Source organism: Streptomyces sp. KPB2, from assembly GCF_003950055.1.
Lineage (GTDB): Bacteria > Actinomycetota > Actinomycetes > Streptomycetales > Streptomycetaceae > Streptomyces > Streptomyces salinarius.
The window spans coordinates 6,892,805-6,914,028 of sequence record NZ_CP034353.1 but is presented as its reverse complement, the minus strand read 5'-3'; the positions used below and the strand labels follow the sequence as shown (position 1 = coordinate 6,914,028).

The 21,224-nt window shown below is 73.8% G+C and carries 20 protein-coding genes; 9 read left to right on the top strand and 11 right to left on the bottom strand.

Translation table 11 applies throughout. The features are described 5' to 3' along the window. The first annotated feature begins 16 nt into the window (after window positions 1-16). The 3 genes from D1J63_RS31280 (at window position 17) to D1J63_RS31270 (ending at window position 7,202) form a co-directional block, all read left to right on the top strand. On the top strand, window positions 17-946 hold the full coding sequence (locus tag D1J63_RS31280) for an MBL fold metallo-hydrolase (protein WP_241235625.1): 930 nt from the start codon (window positions 17-19) through the stop codon (window positions 944-946). 132 nt (window positions 947-1,078) lie between these two features. Next, the gene (locus D1J63_RS31275) at window positions 1,079-2,014 is read left to right on the top strand and encodes an S-4TM family putative pore-forming effector (RefSeq protein WP_125633462.1); all 936 of its coding nucleotides are present in this window, start codon (window positions 1,079-1,081) and stop codon (window positions 2,012-2,014) included. Between the two features lie 184 nt (window positions 2,015-2,198). Then, complete coding sequence (locus D1J63_RS31270) at window positions 2,199-7,202, top strand: ATP-binding protein (protein ID WP_125633460.1); 5,004 nt, start codon at window positions 2,199-2,201, stop codon at window positions 7,200-7,202. A 192-nt stretch (window positions 7,203-7,394) separates the two neighbouring features. On the opposite strand, the gene D1J63_RS31265 is transcribed toward D1J63_RS31270, so the two are convergent. Then, entirely contained in the window at window positions 7,395-8,021 is a 627-nt protein-coding gene (locus tag D1J63_RS31265; RefSeq protein WP_125633458.1) for a YigZ family protein, read from the bottom strand. Between the two features lie 70 nt (window positions 8,022-8,091). Further along, window positions 8,092-8,814: a hypothetical protein gene (locus tag D1J63_RS31260; protein ID WP_164713056.1), complete on the bottom strand. Its 723-nt coding sequence runs from the start codon at window positions 8,812-8,814 to the stop codon at window positions 8,092-8,094. A 152-nt stretch (window positions 8,815-8,966) separates the two neighbouring features. Here D1J63_RS31260 and D1J63_RS31255 point away from each other — a divergent pair, with 152 nt between their 5' ends. Continuing rightward, window positions 8,967-9,374: a CoA-binding protein gene (locus D1J63_RS31255; protein WP_125633456.1), complete on the top strand. Its 408-nt coding sequence runs from the start codon at window positions 8,967-8,969 to the stop codon at window positions 9,372-9,374. 40 nt (window positions 9,375-9,414) lie between these two features. Here D1J63_RS31255 and D1J63_RS31250 read toward each other — a convergent pair whose 3' ends face one another. Then, on the bottom strand, window positions 9,415-9,774 hold the full coding sequence (locus D1J63_RS31250) for a metalloregulator ArsR/SmtB family transcription factor (protein WP_164713055.1): 360 nt from the start codon (window positions 9,772-9,774) through the stop codon (window positions 9,415-9,417). Between the two features lie 104 nt (window positions 9,775-9,878). On the opposite strand from D1J63_RS31250, the gene D1J63_RS31245 reads away from it, so the two are divergent. Then, window positions 9,879-10,940 (top strand): cation diffusion facilitator family transporter, encoded by a 1,062-nt coding sequence (locus D1J63_RS31245; protein WP_125633454.1) that lies wholly within the window; start codon window positions 9,879-9,881, stop codon window positions 10,938-10,940. Window positions 10,941-10,943: 3 nt separating this feature from the next. Here the strand turns inward: D1J63_RS31245 and D1J63_RS31240 are convergent, their stop codons facing one another. From D1J63_RS31240 to D1J63_RS31230, 3 genes are all read right to left on the bottom strand, one after another. Then, on the bottom strand, window positions 10,944-11,501 hold the full coding sequence (locus D1J63_RS31240) for a YbaK/EbsC family protein (RefSeq protein ID WP_125633452.1): 558 nt from the start codon (window positions 11,499-11,501) through the stop codon (window positions 10,944-10,946). 43 nt (window positions 11,502-11,544) lie between these two features. Continuing rightward, the gene (locus D1J63_RS31235; RefSeq protein ID WP_125633450.1) at window positions 11,545-12,117 is read right to left on the bottom strand and encodes an XRE family transcriptional regulator; all 573 of its coding nucleotides are present in this window, start codon (window positions 12,115-12,117) and stop codon (window positions 11,545-11,547) included. A gap of 133 nt (window positions 12,118-12,250) precedes the next feature. Continuing rightward, window positions 12,251-13,054 carry an acyltransferase gene (locus D1J63_RS31230; protein ID WP_125633448.1) on the bottom strand — a complete coding sequence of 268 codons (804 nt, stop codon included), beginning with the start codon at window positions 13,052-13,054 and terminating at the stop codon, window positions 12,251-12,253. 118 nt (window positions 13,055-13,172) lie between these two features. Between D1J63_RS31230 and D1J63_RS31225 the strand changes: the two genes are divergently transcribed. Further along, the gene (locus tag D1J63_RS31225; RefSeq protein WP_125633446.1) at window positions 13,173-13,709 is read left to right on the top strand and encodes a gamma carbonic anhydrase family protein; all 537 of its coding nucleotides are present in this window, start codon (window positions 13,173-13,175) and stop codon (window positions 13,707-13,709) included. Window positions 13,710-13,797: 88 nt separating this feature from the next. Here D1J63_RS31225 and D1J63_RS31220 read toward each other — a convergent pair whose 3' ends face one another. Together D1J63_RS31220 and D1J63_RS31215 are read right to left on the bottom strand one after the other, a co-directional pair. Continuing rightward, window positions 13,798-14,433, bottom strand: a complete 636-nt coding sequence (locus D1J63_RS31220) for a DedA family protein (protein WP_125633444.1) — start codon at window positions 14,431-14,433, stop codon at window positions 13,798-13,800. Between the two features lie 79 nt (window positions 14,434-14,512). Next, entirely contained in the window at window positions 14,513-14,950 is a 438-nt protein-coding gene (locus D1J63_RS31215; RefSeq protein WP_125635947.1) for a DUF4442 domain-containing protein, read from the bottom strand. An 84-nt stretch (window positions 14,951-15,034) separates the two neighbouring features. Between D1J63_RS31215 and D1J63_RS31210 the strand changes: the two genes are divergently transcribed. Both D1J63_RS31210 and D1J63_RS31205 read left to right on the top strand, forming a co-directional pair. Then, window positions 15,035-15,997 (top strand): hypothetical protein, encoded by a 963-nt coding sequence (locus tag D1J63_RS31210; protein ID WP_125635945.1) that lies wholly within the window; start codon window positions 15,035-15,037, stop codon window positions 15,995-15,997. 76 nt (window positions 15,998-16,073) lie between these two features. Continuing rightward, window positions 16,074-17,102 (top strand): hypothetical protein, encoded by a 1,029-nt coding sequence (locus D1J63_RS31205; RefSeq protein ID WP_125633442.1) that lies wholly within the window; start codon window positions 16,074-16,076, stop codon window positions 17,100-17,102. A 40-nt stretch (window positions 17,103-17,142) separates the two neighbouring features. Here the strand turns inward: D1J63_RS31205 and D1J63_RS31200 are convergent, their stop codons facing one another. From D1J63_RS31200 to D1J63_RS31190, 3 genes are all read right to left on the bottom strand, one after another. Next, complete coding sequence (locus D1J63_RS31200) at window positions 17,143-17,988, bottom strand: fused MFS/spermidine synthase (protein WP_125633440.1); 846 nt, start codon at window positions 17,986-17,988, stop codon at window positions 17,143-17,145. A gap of 45 nt (window positions 17,989-18,033) precedes the next feature. Next, window positions 18,034-19,203 carry an elongation factor Tu gene (gene tuf / locus D1J63_RS31195; protein WP_102931313.1) on the bottom strand — a complete coding sequence of 390 codons (1,170 nt, stop codon included), beginning with the start codon at window positions 19,201-19,203 and terminating at the stop codon, window positions 18,034-18,036. Between the two features lie 274 nt (window positions 19,204-19,477). Further along, a complete protein-coding gene (locus D1J63_RS31190) occupies window positions 19,478-20,200 on the bottom strand; it encodes a DNA alkylation repair protein (RefSeq protein ID WP_125633438.1) in 723 nt (240 codons plus the stop codon). Window positions 20,201-20,249: 49 nt separating this feature from the next. On the opposite strand from D1J63_RS31190, the gene D1J63_RS31185 reads away from it, so the two are divergent. Further along, window positions 20,250-21,026 carry a TVP38/TMEM64 family protein gene (locus D1J63_RS31185; RefSeq protein ID WP_125633436.1) on the top strand — a complete coding sequence of 259 codons (777 nt, stop codon included), beginning with the start codon at window positions 20,250-20,252 and terminating at the stop codon, window positions 21,024-21,026. Window positions 21,027-21,224: the final 198 nt, after the last annotated feature.

The window sequence follows — 21,224 nt, the reverse complement described above, 5'->3', positions numbered from 1 at the left end:
GACAAGGGAAATCGCCGTGTTCACCTCATCGCAGACGACCGAGCCCCCCACTCCCCCCGCCCCTTCGTGGGCGGTGGGCGACCACACCGTGCGACGCGTCGACGAGGTGCTCCTGCCCGCCGGGACCGGTCCGTGGCTGCTGCCCGGGGCGACCCCCGGGCTCGTGGCCCGGTCCCCCTGGCTGAGCCCCGAGTTCGCCGACGGACAAGGCGTCCTGCGCCTGGCGAGTCACAGCTTCGCCGTCGAGGCGGACGGCATGCGCGTACTGGTGGACACCGGCATCGGAAACGGGAAGCGGCGCGCCAACCCGGCCTGGCACGACCTGAACAGCGACTACGAAGCACGGCTGCGGGCGGCGGGCTTCGCGCCGGAGAGTGTCGACCTGGTGATTCTGACCCACCTCCACGCCGACCACGTGGGGTGGAACACGCGTGCCGACGGCGACGCCTGGGTGCCCACCTTCCCGAACGCGCGCTACCTCACCTCACGCACCGAGTGGGACCACTGGGCGGGCGTGGACATGGAGGAGGCGCGTCGGCAGATGTTCCGGGACTCGGTGCACCCCGTGCGGGAGGCGGGTCTGCTCGACCTCGTCGACGTCGCGGACGAGGGGACGGACGTCGCGCCGGGCGTCCGTCTGCTGCCCACCCCCGGCCACACGCCGGGGCAGGTGGCGGTGGCCCTGAGCAGCCTCGGCGAGAGCGCGCTGATCACCGGCGACAGCATCCACCACCCGGTCCAGATGGCGCATCCGGAGCTCTGCAGCTGTGTGGACGTCGCTCCCGGGCTCGCGGCCAGGACCCGGAACCAGGTGCTCGACTCGCTGGCCGGTACGTCGACGCTCCTGCTGGGGAGCCACTTCCCGGCACCGACCGCCGGACACGTGCGGCGCGAGGACGGCGGATACCGACTGGTCCCGGTTGCCCCGCGGGGCACGCGCGGGTGACACGAAGGACGGCCGGCGGGCCCGGCTCCCCCGCCCACGGGGCGAAGCCGCCCGCCGGACCGACGGCTGGCGGCCGGGTCACGTCCGACGCCGTGTGTACACCGGGCGGACCCGCGGGCACAGTGGAGGGGAGTGGGTGCCGAGGACGAGGGGGACGTCATGGGCAGCGAGCCGGTCGCGGGCTCCCGCATCCTGTCGGAACAGAACGGGGAGGCGGCCCGGCAGCGGTTGCGCGCGATGACGGTGTCCCATCGGCGGGCCCAGCGGCTCGCCAACGCCCGTATGGGGGTGTCGGTGCTGCTCGCGGCCGCCGGACTCCTCACCGTCTTCCTTCCCGGGCTCACGGTGGCGGTGACCGTGCTGGGCGGAGTCTGGGCCGTGGCGCATTCGGTGGGCCTCACCTCGTGGGAGAGCAGCGAGGCGCGCCGCGCGGCGCTGCTGCAGGAGTCGTTCGACGTACGGCTGTTCCGGCTGGAGTGGAACGGCGCGATGGCGGGATCCCCGCCCTCCCCGCAGTTGATCAGCAGTCTCGGCCGGCGTTTCACGGGCGACGAGGCCGAGCTGCGCGACTACTACGAGATTCCCGAACTGCCGCACCCCTACGACGTGCTGGCCTGCCAGCAGCAGAACCTCGGATGGGGCGCCCGGGTCCGCCGCCGCTATGCCCGCACCGTGCTCGCCTCCCTGCTGGCATGGCTGGGACTGGGGCTCGTCGTCGGTCTCTCGACCGGTATGAGCGTGCTCGACCTGCTGCTGCTGTGGTACGTGCCCTCCCTCGGCGCGGTGATGATGGGCGTGGAGGTGTGCCGTACGCAGTGGGAGGTGATCAAGGACCGGGAGCGCGTGCTGGAGTTGCTGGAGGCCAGGGTCGCCGCCGGGGGTGACCCGGGCGCCCTGCTGGTCTTCGCCCGGCAGGTCCAGGACGTGATCTTCCAGTCCCGCCAGCGGCACACCCGGGTGCCCGGCTGGTTCTTCCGCCGCTTCAAGAGCGCGGACCGTGCCGATTTCCAGGCCGCGATGCGCGACCTGCAGTCCGTCGTCGCCCGGATCGCACCCCAACCGGGCTGAGACCGGGCCCGGTTCGGCGCCGCGGGCGGGCCGGGGCGACCTCGTGGTTTCCGTACCGGCGCTCCCGCGGGGTGAGGTACCGTCGGCGTCTGCTCACGTGGACGCGACGTCCGGACACCCGCGAAGCCGATCGATGCGGAGCGCGGCGACGGGCGGGGGCGGTCCCTGGACGGGGGAAGACCCGGTGGAGTACGAGGACGACCTCGAAGACCCGCACGCATCGAAGGATCTGCGGGACCTGGGAGAACTGTTCGACGAGAAGGCGGTCTCCGACGCCCTGGTCCAATGGGCCCGCAACGGAGCGCACGGCGGTACCGTCCGGCCGCTCGTGCCGCCCTGGCGCCCGTCCGGAACGAGCGCCAGCGGGGCCCTGCTGACGGCGGTGCTGGTCACCCCGCGCCCCGGTGCCGTGGTGGTCAAGGTGTCCACCGCCGACCAGGCCGGGGAGGGGCACGCCCACGCGCGCGCCCGGCTCACGGCACCGGACCGCGTCGTCCCGCTGCGGTGGACGTGGCCGGTGGGCGACGGGCGCATGCTGACGTTCCAGTCCCCGGCCGGCGACAGCCTGTACGACGTGGACACGCTGGCGTCCCTGAGCGGCCGTGAACTGCCGGACGCCGTCGCCTATGTGACCCGGTGGCTGCTGACCGGCTGGAACGACGGACTCCAGGTCCGGCAGACCACGCCAACGAACCTCTCGGCACTCCTGCGCGGCGAACTGGGCGCGCTCGTCGCGCGCGGCGGCTCGGTGCTGCTGTACGGCGCACGGATCGAGGGCCTGGAGCCGGACACGGCCCGCCTCCGGATCGACGGCCGGGACCTGCCGAACCCCCTCGCCCTGGCCGCCGGACATCCCCGGCTGCCCGACCCCGCCCTCTACCTCGCGCGCGGACGGGCCCACGGCGACCTCCACCCGCACAACATCATGCTGCCGCACCGGGAGGGCCGTCCCCGGTACGAGGACTTCCGGCTCATCGACCTGGCGACCTTCGCGGAGGACGCCCCGCTCTCCCGTGACGTCGCGACGCTGCTCCTGTCCGCCCTGGCCCCGGAGGTCCCGGCGGAGGCCGCCAGGGGCGACGACACCCTGCTCCGGTATCTCGTGCGCCCGCACGAGGATCTCTCCGAGCGGATCCCGCCCGCGACGAGCCGCCTGGTGCGGGCGGTGCGCGAAGTCTGCGCGCAGGCCGCCGAAGGTGGCCTGTACGACGTGTGGAACGCCCAGTTCCTGCTCTCCCTCGTCGCCACGGGACTGCGCTTCAGCACGTACGAAAATCTGGGGGACGCCGGACGCTGGTGGTACTTCCGGCTCGCCGCCCACGCCGGTGGTGAACTGCTCCGGCGGCACGAGGACGGTCCGAGCCCCGCCGGGCTCCCGGTCGAGGCGCCGCCACCGGCCTCCCCCGCCGCACGCGAACCGCGACCCGAACGGCCCCCGCAGCCCGTCCCGCACCCCCCGGCGCCGGCCCCGCCCACCGCGCTCCCCACCGCGCCGGCCTCCCCCACGGCCCCGCCCACCGCGCTCCTGCGCCTCGAGAGCTACAGCCGTACCGCCGTCGTCGCCGCCGGACACCAGGGCGCTTCCGGTGCCGGGGCCCAGCCCCTGGACCTGGCCGCGCTGGCCGTTCCCAGGGATCTGGAGCGGTCGCTGCTGGGGCTGCTGGGCGAGGGCCGTTCGGTGTGTGTGACCGGTGAGCCCGGCACCGGCAAGACCACTCTGTTGTGGCGGCTCCACGGCGAGCTGTCCCGGGACCCCGGCGGACCGACGCCGTACTTCCTGCGCTCCGGCGACCTGTGGAACCCCTCGCCCGGCGCCGGACTCACCCTGGAGACCGTACGCGAGGCCTGCGGGGCTCTGCCCGGCCCGGCGGTCTTCCTGCTCGACACCGCCGACCTGCTGGTCTCCGACACCTCGGGGCTCGTCCTGCTGCACGAACTGCTCACCGTCGCCGCCGAGCACTCCGTGCCGGTTCTGATGACGTGTCGCCGTGAGGAGGCCCGCGCCCTGCGGCCGTACGTCGGCGACTTCGCCCTCGAAGGGAAGATGCTCGGCCCGTACAGCCCGCGCGAGCAGGAGGCGGCCATCCGCTCCCACGCCCGGTACTTCTACGAGGGCCTGGCCGAGGTCTCCGTGGACGAGGTCTGCCGTACGGTCTCCCACGCGGCGGTGCGGGGCCTGCCGATGCGGGAGGTGTGCCGGGCCCCGCTCACCCTGCGCATGCTGTTCGAGACGTTCGCGCCCAAGGTGCCACTGGTGGAGGAGATCGACGCCACCACGCTCTACGACCTCTACTGGCAGCACCGTGTCGGCCGCGACCAGCGGGCCGGAGACACCGCCGCGCCCGGCGCGACGCCGCCACCCGACCTCTCCGACGCCGGTGAGGAGGTGGCCCGGCTGATGCTGGAGGAGGGCCGGCTGGACCTGACGGCCGCGGAGGTGGGGGCGCACCGCCCGGGCGGCTCAGGGAGCCCCGGCCCGGTCGACGGCCTCCAGGGGCTGGTGGCCCGCGGGGTGGTCGAACGCCAGGGCGTGAACGCCACCGAGCGGTACTCCTACTTCCACCAGACCCTGTTCGAGTACGCCGCCGGACGCCGGCTCGCCCGGACGGCCTCTCCTGGTAGGCCCTCCCACCTGGGGCTGCTGCTCGACTGGTTGAAGGAGCACCCCGACGACCAGTTCCGGCTGGCCGTCGCCGAGCAGGCCCTCGTCCAGGCCGGCCGGGCCGGCGGCCGGGCGGCCGAGGCGGGCACCGCGCTGCTGACCGCTCTCCTCGCCGAGACCGGTCAGGGCTCGCCCGAACTGCACGGCCTGCGGGCCATGCAGGTGCGCGTCTACGCACGGCTGCCCGCACCCGATCCAGGACTGCGCCGGCACTTCGGTCCCGCCGTGGCCGCACTGCCGCCGATCCTGGGCCGGGTCTATCTGGAGGCCCTGCCGACGGTCTGCCACCAGGACCAGGCCCGGATCGTCGAGGAACTGCTCGGCATCTGGCGGGGCGGACACGAGGAACTGAGACAACCCCTGATCGTCGCCCTGAGCTGGCTGGCGGAGACGCTGCCCGAGAGCGTGATCGACGTCATCGACAGGGCCTGCCCGTCCCCGGGACGCGAGGGCGGCTGCCGCGGCACCGAGTGTGCGCCCCGCGCGTGTCTGTGGGCCTGGTTGCTGACCCGGGAGAAGTCCGAGGTCTTCAAGTTCCTCGCCGTGCTGGAGGCGTTGGCGCCCAAGCGGCCCGACTGGGTGTGGCCCCGGCTGCGCACGCTGATGACGGACCCGCACAGCGACCTGGTCCCGATGGCCCGCTGTCTGCGGCTCGCGGCCCGGCGGCAGGACTGGCCGGAGCGCCCCTACCCGACGGTCCGGCCGGTCGTCCGGCACCGCTGGGGCCGGGAACGCCCCCGGAACAAGGAGGGCTTCGAACTCCAGGTCGCGCTCGGCCGGTTGATGGCCGCCGCCTGGGCGACCCGCGAGGAGCAGCCCTCGCTGGAGGCCGTCCTGACGGCGGCGGTCCGGCGTCCGGCGGAGCCGATGTCGTACCCGCAGGTACGGGCCGTCGGCGAGATGGCGGTCCGGGCGTCGTCGGACGAGGTGCGCCATCTGCTCGACACCGTGGCGCGCTGCGCGGGCCCCGCGGCGATGACCCTGCTCACCGATCAACTGCTGCTGCCCCTCCTCACCGCCACGTCGGGCAGCGTCGACACGATCGGCGGTGACACGCCGTCGAGCCGGACCCCCGGAGCCGAACCCGTGGCCACCGGCACGGTCCGCGCCTGGCTGGCCCGCAGTCTGCGCGCACTGGAGCATCCGGGCCCCGCCGACTTCGCCCACCTGCTGGCGGAGCACACCTGGAGCCGCGGCCTCGACGTGGCCACCACGGCCCGGCTGGTGGACGAGGCCTGGCCGCACGACGACGCCGGTCCGGGCCGTGGACGCGCCGAGCCGCCGGACGACGAACGGGACGAGGCGCGGCTCCGCCGGATCTGGCTCTCCGAACAGAGCGCCGTCCACCTGCTGGTGGCCGCCGTCGCGGCCGGACATCCGCACGCCCGGCGGGCCCTGCGGCTGTGGCGCGCCGACCGTGCGGTGAAGGGGCAGGTCACGGGCCACACCCGGAACCAGGGGGTGACGCAGGAGGACCAGAAGATCGGGATCAATCTGCAGCGGCTGGTGCCCGAGCACCCCGAACTGCTCGACGAGTTGCTCGCGGGAGGCACCCTCGACCCGCGGCTGGACCCCGGCTGGCTGAACGAGGCCCTGCGGCGCGCCGGGGTGGACGAGGACCGGCGGCTGACCGCCGCGCTGCTCCGGCACGCCCGCACGCTGGAGCGGCTGTGCGATCTCACCTGGACCGGCGACTACGGCTCGGCGAACGCCAAGAGCTCCCTCCATCTGCGGGCCAGACTCGTCGTCCGGGGCGTCCTGCCCGCCCCGGGCGCGGCGCGTCTCGAGGAGATCCTCGCCCGGGGTGGCCATCCGCATCACGTCAGGGCGGCGTTGTTCCTGGTCGCGACCGTCATCGACCACAGTCCGAGCGGGTCACTGGACACGGCCGAGTGGCGGCGACTGGAGGTCGTCCTGCGCGACTTCGCCCGCCCCGCCGCCACGGACGCGCGGGAGGGGGCCGGCCGGCACGAGGACACGCGGTCGGTGGCCCGCCGCTGTCTCACCGGCCTGGTGTGCCGGCACCACCCCCTGGACACGCCCCGGCGTGTCGCCACGGCGCGTGCGAGCGCGCGGGCGCACCTGGCGAGCGCCGCCGAGGTGGACGAGGTCAAGGTGCTCGGGTGGCTCGTCGAGCGGCTCGCCGACGTGTCGCCCGAGGACGCCGTCGACCTGGTCGGGGCCGCCTGCGACACGCTGCGCCGTCTGCCCAGGGGAAAGGTGATGTCGCTGGCCCAGCGCTGGTACCGCCCGCTGTCCCGGCTGGCCGAACGCGCCACGCCCCGGCAGTGGGAGGAACTCCTCGCGGGGTCCTGGGAAGGCCCCAAGGAGATCCTGCGCGTGCTGATCCGGGCCGGTATCCGCAAGCGCCCCGAGGACCCGGGGGCGCATCTGCTGGCGATCGCCGACACCAGTCCCTGGCCCGACGTGATCCGGGAGACGGTCCGCGTGGGCACCCTCCTGCACACCGAGCGCAGTCACCGGCGCTGGCTCCCGCCCCTCGATCCCGCCGACCACACCCGCTGACCCGGGCCTCGGTGAGCGCCTTCGGCGGCCGGATCACCGCCGGACACGGCCCGACGGGTTCTGTGGGGCTCGCCCCGGCGCACAGCCGTGGCAGGGGAGGTGCGGCAGGCCGCCGTGCCGCCGTGCGCCGTGCCGGCCCGGCCGGTCGGCGAAGGCCGCGGTCACCCCCGGCGCCCCCCCCCGCTCGCCCCTCTAGGCGTCTCCGTACGCCTCTCCGCCCAGTTCGAACCCGGCCGATCCCGCGGTGGCGTCCGCGAGCCAGGAGCGGAAGGCGTCCACGTCGGCCTCCGGCAGGCCGACCTCGATGGTGACGGTCTCGCCGTACCGCACGTCGCGTACCGCGCGGCCCGACGTGCGCAGGTCGTTCTGCAGCTTGCCGGCCCGCTGGTGGTCGACGGTGACCGTGGCCAGACGGAACCGGCGGCGGGTGAGGGTGCCCAGGTCGTCCAGGGCTTCGCCGACCGCACCGCCGTAGGCGCGGATGAGCCCGCCCGCGCCGAGTTTGACGCCGCCGTAGTAGCGGGTGACGACGGCGACGACGTACCGCATGTCGCGGCGCAGCAGCATCTGGAGCATCGGGACGCCGGCGGTGCCGCCCGGCTCGCCGTCGTCGCTCGCCTTCTGGACGGCGGCGTCGGCGCCGATCACGTAGGCCCAACAGTTGTGGGTGGCGTCCGCGTGCTCCTTGCGCACGCCCGCGACGAACGCCTGGGCGTCCTGTTCGGTGGCGGCCGGGGCGAGGGAGCACAGGAAGCGCGAGCGGTTGATCTCGGTTTCGTGCACACCCGCGCGGGCGACCGTGCGGTACTCGTCCTGCATCCGGCCAGCCTATGCGCTCGCCGTGCCGGACCCTCGGCCCGGTCGTCCCGGCCCGGGTCGGGGCGTGCGGTCAGTACGAGGTGCCGACGTCGCGGGTGAGGTGGAGGCCGAGGAACCGGTCGGCGTACGCGCAGATCTCGAACCGGGCTCCGTGCGGGAGGTCCGGGTCGGTCTCCACCTCCCGCAGCACCCGCAGCACTCCGGGGGCGTCCAGGTCGTCCTCCCAGGCGGCCCGCAGCCGGTCGCGCACCTCGCCCGGGACGGGTCGCGAGGGGTGCCGGGCCCAGTCGGCCACCGCCCGGCGCCACCGGGCGAGGGTGTCCCGGGCCTCGTCCAGCGCGGGCGCGTCGAGCTCCACGCGCGCGTGACGGCTCCGTTCCAGCAGGGCGAGGCGCACCGCGTCGGGGTCGGCGAGGTCGGGTTCGGCCGGGTGCGCGGGGCCGACGGCGACCGTGACCACGTCCCGGGCTCCCCCGGCCCCGCTCGCGCCCACGACGCGGACTCTCTGTCCGGTGCCCGGCCCGTGGCCGGCGGTGTCGCCGTCCTCGAAGGGCCGGATGCCGAGGGCGGCGGCGTCCTTGCGCAACCGCTCCCCCTCCTCCGCACCGGTGAGCACGGCCCACACCGGGGTGCCGTCGAGTTCCAGGGCGCGCGCCAGAAGGTCCGCGACGAGCATGACGCGCAGGGCGCCGGCGTCACGCCCCGGCGCATGCGCCTCGACGCGGGTCGGCGCCCGGCGGGTGGGGGCGGCGGGGGCGGGGTCTCCGGTCCGGGCGTCGATGATGCGCAGCACGAGGCGAGCGTAGGCGGCATGGCTCGACGGCGCACAGGGGCGCGCACGGGCCCTCGCGCCCGCCGCGGCGGGAATCCCGGCACGGCGCCGTCCGTTGTGCCGATCGGGTGGCGCGAGCCGCGGGCCGCCCCGAGAGCGCAAGGAGGCCGCCGGTGTACGGCGACGAGGCAACCGTTCGCAAGATCCTCACCGAGTCGGGCGACACCTGGGCCGTGGTGGGCCTGTCGAACAACCGGCAGCGTGCCGCGTACGGCGTGGCCGAGGTGCTGCGGCGCTTCGGCAAGCGTGTGGTGCCCGTGCATCCCAAGGCGGAGCCGGTGCACGGCGAGCAGGGGTACGCCTCGCTCGCGGACATTCCGTTCGACGTGGACGTCGTCGACGTCTTCGTCAACAGCGACCTGGCCGGTCCGGTCGCCGACGAGGCGGTCGCCAAGGGCGCCAAGGCGGTCTGGTTCCAGCTCGGCGTGGTCGACGAGGCGGCGTACGAGCGGACCCGGTCCGCCGGCCTGGACATGGTGATGGACCGCTGCCCGGCGATCGAACTGCCCGCCCTGCGGTAGCGGCCCGCGGGCCCTCGCTCGGTTCTCTCCCGGCCCCCGCTCAGTCGTGGAGCGGCCGGTCGCCGAGCCGGTGGTCGGCCACGTTGAGCGCCTCGTCGACCAGGCGGCGCAGGTGGCCGTCGCGCAGTGAGTACACGACCCGGCGTCCCTCCTTGCGGGTGCCGACCAGCCCCGCGAGCCGCAGCCGGGCCAGATGCTGACTGACCGCGGGCCGGGCCGCCCCGCACACCTCGGTGAGCGTGGTGACGTCGGCCTCGCCGCCGGTCAGGGCGTGCAGCAGGGTCAGGCGGGTGCGGTCGCCGAGCAGGGCGAGAAGCTCCGCGGCGAGGGCGAACTGCTCCTCGCCCGGGGTGTGCGGGTGCGCATCGTCCGCAGGTGACAGGTGCATGCGTGCGCTCATACGCACATAATGACGGAGTGGACCGCGAACGTCCATCCATCGCACCGGCACCGCACCGCCGGTCACCGGGACACCGGAAGACCGAAGCACCGGAAGGGGCACCCATGAGCGACCCGCACCGGCATCACCACCACGACGAGCACCCCGGCCACGACCACCACTCCCCCGCCGGCCGCCGGCGCCGCGTCGGGCACCGGCTCGCGCACCGGCTCACCCCCCACTCCCACGAGAGCGCCGACAAGCTGGATCCCGCCCTGGAGTCCTCGGCCCGCGGGCTGCGCGCGCTGTGGGTGTCGCTGGCGGTGCTGGGCGCGACGGCGCTCGCCCAGGCGGCCGTGGTGGTGCTCTCCGGATCGGTGGCGCTGCTCGGCGACACGGTGCACAACACCGCGGACGCGCTGACCGCCGTGCCCCTGGGCGTCGCCTTCCTCCTGGGCCGGCGCGCGGCCACCCGGCACTTCACGTACGGCTACGGGCGGGCGGAGGACCTGGCCGGCGTCGTGATCGTCCTGACGATCACCGCGTCCGCGGTCCTCGCGGCGTGGACGGCGGTGGACCGGCTGCTCGACCCGCGCCCGGTCACGCACGTTCCGGCGGTCGCCGTGGCCGCCCTGGTCGGCTTCGCCGGCAACGAGTGGGTGGCCCGCCACCGGATCCGCGTGGGCCGGGAGATCGGCTCCGCCGCGCTGGTCGCCGACGGGCTGCACGCCCGCACCGACGGCTACACCTCGCTGGCCGTGCTGCTGGGCGCCGGGGGCGCTGCGCTCGGCTGGCAACTCGCCGACCCGGTCGTGGGGTTGGCGATCACGGTTGCGATCGTCCTGGTGCTGCGGGACGCGGCGCGCGAGGTGTTCCGGCGGCTGATGGACGCCGTCGACCCGGCGCTGGTGGACCGGGCCGAGCAAGTGCTGGGTGAGGTCCCGGGCGTGCGCGGGGTGGGCGAGCTGCGGCTGCGCTGGATCGGGCACCGGCTGCGCGCGGAGGTCGCGCTGGTGGTGGACGGCGAGGCGACCGTGCGCGAGGCCCACCGCATCGCCGTGGCGGCCGAGCACGCCCTGCTGCACGCCGTACCGCGGCTCACCGCCGCCCTGGTCCACGCCGACCCGGCGCCGTCCCCGGGCGAGGCGGATCCGCATCTGGCGATCGCCCACCACGCCTCCGCGTGACGGTCAGGCGACGCCGAGCCCGTCCAGGACCTCCGCGCCGGGCAGCTGGGCGAAGGCCTTGCCCGGCACCAGCAGCTTGCCGCGCCGGCGTCCGCTGCCGACCAGGACGTACGGCAGGTCGACGACGGCCGAGTCCACCAGCACGGGCCAGTCGCCGGGCAGGCCGACCGGCGTGATGCCGCCGTACTCCATGCCGGTCTCGCCGGTGGCGGTGTCCATCGGGGCGAAGGAGGCCTTGCGCGCCCCGAGGTGACGGCGTACGACGCCGTTGACGTCGACGCGGGTGGTGGAGAGCACGACGCAGGCGGCCAGTGTCGTTCCGCCCCCGCGCTTGCCGGTGACGACGACGCAGTTGGCGGACTGTTCGAGCAGCTCACGGCCGTAGTGCTCGACGAAGGTGGCGGTGTCGGCCCAGTCCGGTTCGGTGTCGACGTAGAGGATCTGGTCGGCGGGGACGGTTCCGCTCCAGTGGCGTACGGCGTCGGCGACCGGGCGGGTCAGTTCGTCGAGGCGGTCCGGGGCGGGCGTGGCGCTGTCGAAGTTCCCGATGGGTGCGTGCATGACCGCACGCTAACAACGGCGGGCGGCACCGTGAACGGCCGTCTCAGCGGACGGGCGGCACCGAGACCGCCATGATCATCTCCATCGGCGCGTCGCCCTCGTTGCCGTACGTGTGCGGGGTGTCGGACGCGAAGGAGGCGCTCGCGCCCGTCGGGACGCGGTGGGCCACTCCGTCGACGGTGAGCGTCAGCTCCCCCGCCCTCACGTGCACCAACTCGACCGTGCCGACGGGGTGCGGGTCGGAGGGGCTGCTCTCGCCCGGCATCAGCCGCCACTCCCACATCTCCAGCGGGCCGGGCGCCTCCGCTCCGGCGAGGAGCCGGCTGAAGCTGCCGGCGTCGGTGTGCCAGAGGCGCACGGTCTGTTCGGCGGGGACGACACGGACCGTGGGGCCCTGCTCGTAGTCGAGCAGGGTGGTGATGCTGACGCCCAGCGCGTCGCCGATCTTCACGACGGTGCCGAGGCTGGGGTTGGTGCGGGCCTGTTCGATCTGGATGAGCATGCCGCGGCTGACCCCGGCGCGCGCCGCCAGCGCCTCCAGGGTGAAGCCGCGTTCGGTGCGCCAGCGCTTGACGTTGCGCGCGAGGGAATGGGTCAGCAGGTCGAGGTCCGCCACGTTCCGTCCAGGGACTTGTGCATCACTGTGCCTCACAGGGTGCACCCCAACCGCATGGTGGTCCGCCGCACCCGAAGATCCACCGAACTGTACTGCGAGCCGCCGTGGCGGTGCCGTGCGCCCCGGCTCGCGCTCAGCTCTCCGCGGCCGGTTCGGCGAGCCTGCCCGCCGCTTCCCCCGGGTCGTCCAGCTCGGCGAGCCGGGCCACCGCCTCGTCGTCCAGCTTGGACAGCTCCCGCAGCTGCCCCGGCGTGATCCCGTCGGGGATCGGTACGGGTGCCGGGGTCCTGAGCGGCGGTTGCCAGCCGTCGGCGGGGGTCCAGCGCCGTACGACGCGGGCCGGGGCGCCGGCCACCACGGCGTGGTCGGGGACCGTGCCCCGGACCACGGCACCGGCGGCCACGACCACGTTCCGCCCGATCCGCGCACCCGGCAGGATCACCGCGCCGGTGCCGATCCAGCAGCCGGGACCGATCTCCACCGGGTCCATCCGCGGCCACTGCTTGCCGATGGGCTGGTGCGGGTCGTCGTAGGAGTGGTTGGTGGAGGTGACGTAGACGTACGGGCCGAAGTAGCAGTCGCTGCCGATGGTGACGGTGGTGTCCGCGATGACGTGGCTGCCGCGGCCGAGGACGACTCCGTCGCCGATGCGCAGGATGGGCTCCGGACCGAGGTCGAGGTCGGGCATGAGTCCGGCGGTCAGCGTGACCTGCTCGCCGATGATGCAGTGGGCGCCGACGTGGATCCAGGGTTCGCCGAAGACCGTGCCGAGCGGGAAGGCGAGCCGGGTGCCGGTGCCCAGCGCGCCGAAGCGGAAGCGCCCGGGGTGCGCCGCGGTGACGGAGCCGGTGCGCTGCACCCAGGCCCAGCCCGCGTGGACGGCCCGCTGCGCGAGGCGGCTCCGCCAGGACGAGAACGTGTTCTTGCGCTTCGGCACCCGCTCACGGTAGTCCGCGTGCGGTGCGGCCATGCCGCGGGAGGGCTGTGATCTTCACCCCACCGGGTGGCGTACGGTGCCGTACATCACCCGGCGGCCACCCGAGCAGGAGGCGAAGATGACGCAGAAGGCGCTGATCATGGGCATCGGCGGCAAGGACCCGAAGGTGGACGCCGAGGCCTTCGTGGCACCGACGGCCTCGGTCGTCGGGGACGTGACGCTGCACGCCGGGGCCGGCGTCTGGTACGGCGCCGTGCTGCGCGGCGACGTCGAGCGGATCTCCGTGGGCGCGAGCAGCAACGTCCAGGACAACTGCACCCTCCACGCCGACCCCGGTTTCCCGGTCACGGTGGGCGAGCGGGTCTCCATCGGGCACAACGCCGTGGTGCACGGCGCCACCGTCGAGGACGACTGCCTGATCGGCATGGGCGCCACGGTCCTCAACGGCGCGGTGATCGGCGCCGGTTCCCTGGTCGCCGCCCAGGCGCTGGTCCCGCAGGGCATGCGGGTGCCGCCGGGGTCACTGGTCGCGGGGGTGCCGGCGAAGGTGAAGCGGGAACTGACGGAGGAGGAGCGTCAGGGGGTCACGCTCAACGGCACGATGTACGCGGCGCTGGCCGGGCAGCATCGGGATGCGGTGGAGGAGGCTCGCTGAGACGCCGGCTGCGGGCTGTCTGCGGCCGGTCGCGCCCGCGCGGCGGAGCCGCACATCGACACGGCCCCGCGCCCCTTCGGGGCGCGCCTCACTCCCCGGCGACGACCGGCTCGGTCTCCGGCTGGACCTTGGCCGCCCGGCGCTTGACGATCAGCATCGAGGCGACGCCGATGGCGACGGCCACCACCAGGCCCAGCCAGGAGAAGCGCTTGAGCCAGTCCTCCGCGACGACGCCGACGTAATAGATGACGGCGGTGGTGCCGCCCGCCCAGACGATGCCGCCGAGGAGGTTGGCGATCAGGAACTTCCAGTACGGCATCCGCAGCACACCGGCCAGCGGGCCCGCGAAGATCCGCAGCAGGGCGACGAAGCGGCCGAAGAACACGGCCCACATGCCCCACTTCTGGAAGGACCGCTCGGCGGTGGCGACGTGTCCCTCACTGAAGTGCTTGGGGAACTTTCGCCCCAGCCAGGCCAGCAGCGGCCGGCCGCCCTTGCGGCCGATGGCGTATCCGATGGAGTCGCCGATCACCGCGCCCGCGCTGGCGCAGACACCGAGGACCAGCGGGTCGATCCCGCCGTGCTGGGACGACAGCAGGGCCGCCGACACCAGGATGATCTCGCCGGGCAACGGGATGCCGAGGCTCTCCAGACCGATGACGAGCGCGACGACGGCGTAGACGGCCGCCGCGGGCACCGTGTCGAGCCATTCCTGGACGTGCAACGCCCCACCCTCCGCTTCGGACCTGTTCCCGGTGCGCCTCGAACGAGGCGCACCGGGAAGCGTACCGGGTCGGCGGGGGTCAGCTGTTGGGGCGCAGGGTCCATATGACGGTCATCTCACCGGTGACGGCACCGTCCTCGCGCCGGATGGCGACGCTCACCGGGAATTCGGGGCGGTTGCCGGCGTCCAGTTCGGCGACGACCTCGGCGGCGGGGCGGCCGAGGGTCGCGGTGGCGGTGACCGGGCCGAGGGCGATCTTCTTGAAGGCGATCTCCGCGGTCACCGGCAGCGGCACCGCCCGGGAGAGCTGGTCGCCGAAGGCGGCGAGCACGATCGCGCCGCTGGCCGACTCGCCCAGCGTGAACATGGCTCCGGCGTGCGGCCCGCCGACGTGGTTGCGGTACTCGCTCTGGTCCGGGAGGGCGAGGACGGCCTTCTCCGATGTGGTCTCCAGGTACTCGAGGTTCAGGGTCCGGACCATCGGCACCGTGGCGGCGAGCAACTCGCCGATCGACATCTGATCTGCGCTCATGACGGCAGGTTACCCGCCAGTAGCATCCAGGACCAGACACCCGTGAAGATCGCCGTATGCTGGATCGCCATGCGGCCAGGAGAGCAGTCACCGACCGGCGGACCGGATCCGCGACAGCCCAACCCGTATGTGCGGCCCGGCTACCAGCAGCCGTCGCCGTACACGGGACAGCGGCAGCCCGGCCCCGCCCCCTGGGACGCCCCCACCGTCACGTCCGGGGGACCGGCCGGGCGCGGGCCCGGCAACGGCCGTACGAAGGTGGTGGCGATCGTCGCCGCCGCGGTCGTGGTGGTCGCCGCCGCCGTGACCGGGGCCGTACTCCTGGGCGGCGGTGGGGACGACGAGGCCCGGCCCGACCCGACCGCCTCCTCCGCGTCGGCCTCTTCCCCTTCCGCGTCCGCCGCCGACCCGCGCGGTGGTGACGGCTCGCCGAAGGCCACCGTCGAGGGCTGGACGGTCGTGGCCAACCCCGATCAGGGCCTCGCGTTCGACGTACCGGCCTCCTGGGTGCCGCAGTCGCGCGGCTGGGTCACCTACGTCGCCGAGGACGACGACCCCGAGGAGAAGCCCTTGGTCGCGATGAAGGCCCCCGCCGTCCTGAAGGAGAAGTGGTGCGGGTCGGACGGCGACCGGGACGGCTCGGTGGACTACACGCCCCTGGCCAGTGCGGGCACCCGTGGCAACAACGGCGCGCGGAGCACCGAGGAGATCGCCCGGACCGACTCCGCGGCCTGGGTCTACGGCGCCTTCACCCAGCCGGACCACGACAAGGTCGCCACGGGACCGGTGACGTCCTTCACCACCGCCTCCGGCATCGAGGGCAGCCTCGCCACCTCCCGGTCGTCCGGGGTGGCGAAGAAGGGCAAGTGCGACGTGAACGGCAAGGCGACCACCTTCGCCTTCAAGTCGGCCGACGGCTCCTTGGTCTCGTGGTCGTTCTTCGGGGCGGCGGGTGTCGCCGACGAGGTGCCCGACGCCACCGTGCGCAAGATTCTGGCCACCGTGAGGGAGTACATGCCCTCGGAGTCCTAGGCCGCCGGGTTTCGGTACGTCCCTGACAAGGGCCGGTGACCGAATCGTGTCCTCGGCGGCATTAGGGTGACTGCTCATGTGGCCAGGACAGCAGCCGCCCGGGGGCGAGCAGAACCCGCAGAACCAGAACAACCCGTACCAGCAGCCGGGGTATCAGCAGCCGAATCCCTATCAGCAGCCGGGCTATCAGCAGCAGCCCGGCGCGTACGGGCAGCAGCAGTGGAGCACGCCGCAGCCGGCCACCGCCGTGCAGTCGGCGACGGGCGGCGGTGGCGGAGGCGGCAACCGGACGAAGCTGGTCGCGATCATCGCGTCCCTCGCCGTGGTGGTGGCCGCCGGTGTCACCGGCTTCCTGGTGCTGGGCGGTGACAAGGACGACCAGGCGGACGACGGCAAGGACAAGAAGACGTCCGCCAGCCCGACCGTGGAGAAGTCCGAGTCCCCCAGCGCCGACCCGAGCGCGTCCGGCGGCGACGACAATCCGCGCGGCGGCGAGGGGGCGAAGGCCACCATCGACGGCTGGAAGGTCGTCGCCAACCCGCGCTTCGGCACCATGTTCGACGTGCCCGCGGACTGGGAGATCGAGAGCACCGACACCAGCGTCGGCTTCGAGTGGGAAGAGGACGGCAAGACCGACCGCACCACCGTGACCGCCCCGGCCTACCTGAAGTCCGAGTGGTGCACGACCGACGAGAACAAGGACGGCCGCAAGGAGAGCACCGCGCTCGCCACCGCCGGCACCCGTGGTGAGAGCGGCGCCAAGAACACCGACCAGGCGGCCGAGACGCGCGTGCCGTGGTGGATCTTCGGCGGTTACACGCAGCCCGACAAGAAGAGCGTGAAGTACGGCAAGCCGAAGGCGTACACGACCACGTCCGGCATCAAGGGCAGCGTCATCACCGCGCACTCGGAGGGCACGCCCCAGAAGGGCAAGTGCGACAGCGAGGGCAAGGCGATCACCTTCGCCTTCAAGAACGGCGCCGGCGACTTCGTCACCTGGAACCTGTACGGCGCCAAGGGCGTCAAGGACGAGGTCCCGGAGGCGACGGTCCAGAAGATCCTCAGCACCGTGCGCCTCACCGAGGAACCGCCGACCGAGTCGTAGGCCGGAGGGGCCCGGGGGCCTCGGGGCCTCGGGGCCTCGCTCAGCCGATGCCGAACGCCCCGGCGGGCGGCTCGGGCGAGGGCACGGCCTCCTCGTCGCGCACCGGACGGGCGTCGCCGGTGAACTCCCGCAGGGCGGGCCCGTGCTCGACCCTGGCCGGGAAGGCGTCGGCGGCGGTGCGCCGGGCCAGCGACGCGGTGTCCAGCGGCCGGTGCGCGGCGACCAGCACCGCGTTGCCGAAGCGGCGTCCGCGCAGCACGCCCGGTTCGGCGATCAGCGCCAGCTCCTCGAAGAACAGGGCGAATCCGGCCAGTTGGCCGCGCAGGAAGCCGAACGGCGCCCCGTCGGCCAGGTTGGCCACGTACACGCCGTCGGCGCGCAGCACCCGGGCCGCCTCGCGCACGTAGCCGACCGAGGTCAGGTGCGCGGGCACCCGTGAGCCCCCGAAGACGTCGGCGACGAGTACGTCGGCCGAGTCCGCGGGGGCGGCTTCCAGCCAGGCGCGGGCGTCGGCCCCGTGGGGGGTGACACCCGCACCCGGCGGCAGCGGCAGGTGCTCGGCGACCAGGTCGAGCAGCCCCCGGTCGGCCTCCACAACGTCCTGCCGCGAGCCGGGCCGGGTCGCGGCCACGTACCGGGGCAGGGTGAACGCGCCGCCGCCCAGGTGCAGGACGTCCAGCGGGCGTCCCGGCTCGGCGACGGTGTCCAGGACGTGGCCGAGCCGGCGCGTGTACTCGAACTCCAGGTGCGCCGGCTCGTCGAGGTCGACGTACGACTGCGGCGCCCCGTCGACGGTGAGCAGCCAGGCCCGTTCCCGGTCGACGTCGGGCATGAGCTTGGCGGTGCCGTGGTCGGTGACGCGGCTGACGGGTATGGCTTCGTTCACCCGCCCATTGTGCCGGTGCCCGACGGGGCGCTCACCCGGCCGCGGTCACCCGACCGCGGTCACGGTGCCCGCCCCCACGGTGCGGCCGCCCTCGCGGATCGCGAAGCCGAGCCCCGTCTCCAGCGGCACGTCCCGCCCCAGCTCGACCGTCATGGTGACGGTGTCCCCGGGCCGGGCGACGGCCGCCTCGCCGAGGTCCACGTCGCCGACCACGTCCGCGGTCCGGATGTAGAACTGCGGCCGGTAGCCGGTGGACAGTGGTGTGGAGCGGCCGCCCTCGCGCGTCGACAGCACGTACACCCGAGCGGTGAAGCGCCGCGCGGGCACGACGCTGCCGGGCGCGGCGACGATGTGCCCCCGGCGCACCGTGTCGCGGGCGACTCCGCGCAGCAGCAGCGCCACGTTGTCCCCGGCCTGGGCCTCCTCCATCGGCTTGCCGAAGGTCTCCAGGCCGGTGACGACCGTCTCCACCGACGCGCCGAGCACCTCGACGCGGTCGCCGACACGCACGGTGCCGCGCTCGACGGCGCCGGTGACGACGGTGCCGCGGCCGGTGATGGTGAGGACGTTCTCCACCGGTAGCAGGAACGGCGCGTCCAGGTACCGCTCGGGCATGGGCACGTAGGTGTCCACGGCGTCGAGCAGCGCCTCGACGGACGCCGTCCACCGCGGGTCGCCCTCCAGGGCCTTCAGCCCCGAGACCCGTACGACGGGCACGGCGTCGCCGCCGTAGCCGTGCGCGGTGAGCAGCTCCCGTACCTCCAGTTCCACCAGATCGGTCAGCTCCTCGTCACCCGCGTCGGCCTTGTTGAGCGCGACCACGATGTGGTCGACGCCCACCTGCCGGGCGAGCAGCACGTGTTCGGCGGTCTGCGGCATGATCCCGTCCAGCGCGGAGACGACGAGGATCGCCCCGTCGAGCTGGGCGGCGCCGGTGACCATGTTCTTGACGTAGTCGGCGTGGCCGGGCATGTCGACGTGGGCGTAGTGCCGGGTGTCGGTCTCGTACTCGACGTGCGCGATGTTGATGGTGATGCCGCGCGCCGCCTCCTCCGGGGCCCGGTCGATGCGGTCGAACGGCACGAACGTGCCGGCCCCGCGCTCGGCGAGGACCTTGGTGATGGCGGCGGTCAGGGTGGTCTTGCCGTGGTCGACATGGCCCATCGTGCCGATGTTCAGGTGCGGTTTGGTGCGGACGTACGCCGTCTTGGACATGGCGGTACCTCGAAGCCTCGTGGCGGTGGTGGGGACCCCTGGGGCCGGCCGACCCTCCCCCTGCGGGGTCCGCCGGACGATCCGGGGAGGGTCAGCTTCGGGCGCCGTCGACTGCGGCGGTGAAGTGGGCGACGGCAGCCTTCGGGGCATCCGCGACCGCGGATGCTGCGAGGTGGAAGGCGTACCGGAACATGACGCCGATCATTGCCGACGCTTCGTCCCACGTCGAATGGTTTTTGAGGGAACGGGAGTTCGAGGGCGGCGGCCTCCGGAACTACGGCCCGACGGTCCGCAGTGCCTCCCGCACGGACAGCGGTGCCAGCCGGGTCCGGTGCTCGGCCACGAAGGCGCGTACGGCGTCCGGGTCGGTCTTGGCGTACTCGCGCAGGGACCAGCCGACGGCCTTGCGGACGAAGAAGTCGCCGTGGCCCGACTGCCGCGCGCAGTAGCCGAAGAGGCGGTCGGTGTCGGTGCGCTCTTTGTAGCGCAGCTGGTGGAGGAGGGCCGCGCGGACCAGCCAGAGGTCCTCGTCCCCGATCCAGGCGTCCATGTCCCGCGCGAGGTCGCGGTCGGCGGCGACCAGGCCCCCGACGACGTGCGCGGCGAGCAGGTCGACGGTGTCCCACCAGGGCACCGTGGTGAGCAGGTGGCGGACCACGGGCAGGAAACCGGACGAGCAGTGCGTCACATGCCGGCGCAGGTAGTCGACGGCGAAGTAGTGGTACTCGCGCTCGGGCAGCCGCCAGCAACGCATCGCGACGGCGGCACAGTCCGCCTCGTCCGGGCGGGGCAGGCCCGCCAGGACGGTGCGGGACAGCGAGCGGCGAACGGGCGAGGTCATGCCCAGGAACGGAGCCACGTCCCTCATGTACGACCGCAGCCCCGCGGCCCGCTCGGGGTCGGCCGCGGTGGGGTACTCGGCGGTGAGCCGCTCGAGTACCGTGTTGGCGAGAGCGCTGCGCGGCGGGTCCGGAACCGGCCGGGCTGTGACGCTCATGAGACGCAGCATACGGCGATCACACACATTTGTCGGTTAGTGTCACCGGATGCTCGATGCCACCACCCGCTCTGGGGGCACCGCCACGGTCACTCCCCGGACCGCCGCCACGGAACTCGCCGTCGCCACCACCGCCGGACCGGTCCCGCCGACCGGCCTCGCCCGTGTGACCAGAGTGCTGCTGTCCCCGTGGTCGCGGCTGTCCCTGCTCGTCGCCCTGCTGGCCTCGGCCGCGACGACGGTGGTGCTGTTCCAGCCGCAGCAATTGCTGACCAACGGCTGGCCGCCGCAGCTCGGGGGTGCCGCCGCGGCACTCGCCTACGCGGTGGCGTACGGGTTGTGCACGGTCGCCTTCGTGCCGCGTCCGCTGCTCAACCTGGCGGCCGGCGCCCTGTTCGGCTCACAGCTGGGCCTGGCCTCCGCGCTGGCGGGGACGGTGCTCGGTTCCGGAATCGCCTTCTGCCTCGGCCGGGTCCTCGGCCAGGAGGCGCTGCGTCCGCTGCTGCGGGGCAAGTGGCTGAAGGCCGCGGACGGGCAGCTCAGCCGGCACGGTTTCCGGACCATGCTGGCGATGCGACTGTTTCCGGGGGTGCCCTTCGCGGCGTCCAACTACTGCGCCGCCGTCTCCCGCATGGGCCTGCTGCCCTTCCTGCTGGCGACCGGGCTCGGTTCGATCCCCAACACCGCCGCCTACGTCGTCGCCGGCGCCCGCGCCTCGACGCCCACTTCCCCCGCCTTCCTGATCGCGCTGGCCTGCATCGCCCTGCCGGGGCTCGCCGGGGCGGTGGTGGCCTGGCGCAAGCGGCACCGACTGCGTGGGCACTGATGGGGCGTCGACGCCGACCGCCCGGAGGGACGCGCCCGTGGCGGGACGCAGTGTCCGGGCACTGCTCACCCCCCGTCCGCCGGGGGTTCATTTCGGGGCGCTACGCTGCCCCTCGGCGCGCCAGGTCCCGATCACCGCACACGAAGGTTCGGCGTGTCCGCCGACCGTTTCTCGATCGCCACTTGGACTGACGCAACT

Excerpts from the sequence above, each read along its gene's own strand:
- D1J63_RS31265 (WP_125633458.1), bottom strand. The coding sequence starts at position 8,021 with ATGCAGGACGAGTACCGCACGGTCGCCCGCGCGGGTGTGCACGAAACC.
- D1J63_RS31250 (WP_164713055.1), bottom strand. The coding sequence starts at position 9,774 with ATGAGCGCACGCATGCACCTGTCACCTGCGGACGATGCGCACCCGCAC.
- D1J63_RS31245 (WP_125633454.1), top strand. The coding sequence starts at position 9,879 with ATGAGCGACCCGCACCGGCATCACCACCACGACGAGCACCCCGGCCAC.
- D1J63_RS31240 (WP_125633452.1), bottom strand. The coding sequence starts at position 11,501 with ATGCACGCACCCATCGGGAACTTCGACAGCGCCACGCCCGCCCCGGAC.
- D1J63_RS31225 (WP_125633446.1), top strand. The coding sequence starts at position 13,173 with ATGACGCAGAAGGCGCTGATCATGGGCATCGGCGGCAAGGACCCGAAG.
- D1J63_RS31215 (WP_125635947.1), bottom strand. The coding sequence starts at position 14,950 with ATGTCGATCGGCGAGTTGCTCGCCGCCACGGTGCCGATGGTCCGGACC.
- D1J63_RS31210 (WP_125635945.1), top strand. The coding sequence starts at position 15,035 with ATGCGGCCAGGAGAGCAGTCACCGACCGGCGGACCGGATCCGCGACAG.
- D1J63_RS31205 (WP_125633442.1), top strand. The coding sequence starts at position 16,074 with ATGTGGCCAGGACAGCAGCCGCCCGGGGGCGAGCAGAACCCGCAGAAC.
- tuf (WP_102931313.1), bottom strand. The coding sequence starts at position 19,203 with ATGTCCAAGACGGCGTACGTCCGCACCAAACCGCACCTGAACATCGGC.
- D1J63_RS31190 (WP_125633438.1), bottom strand. The coding sequence starts at position 20,200 with ATGAGCGTCACAGCCCGGCCGGTTCCGGACCCGCCGCGCAGCGCTCTC.
- D1J63_RS31185 (WP_125633436.1), top strand. The coding sequence starts at position 20,250 with ATGCTCGATGCCACCACCCGCTCTGGGGGCACCGCCACGGTCACTCCC.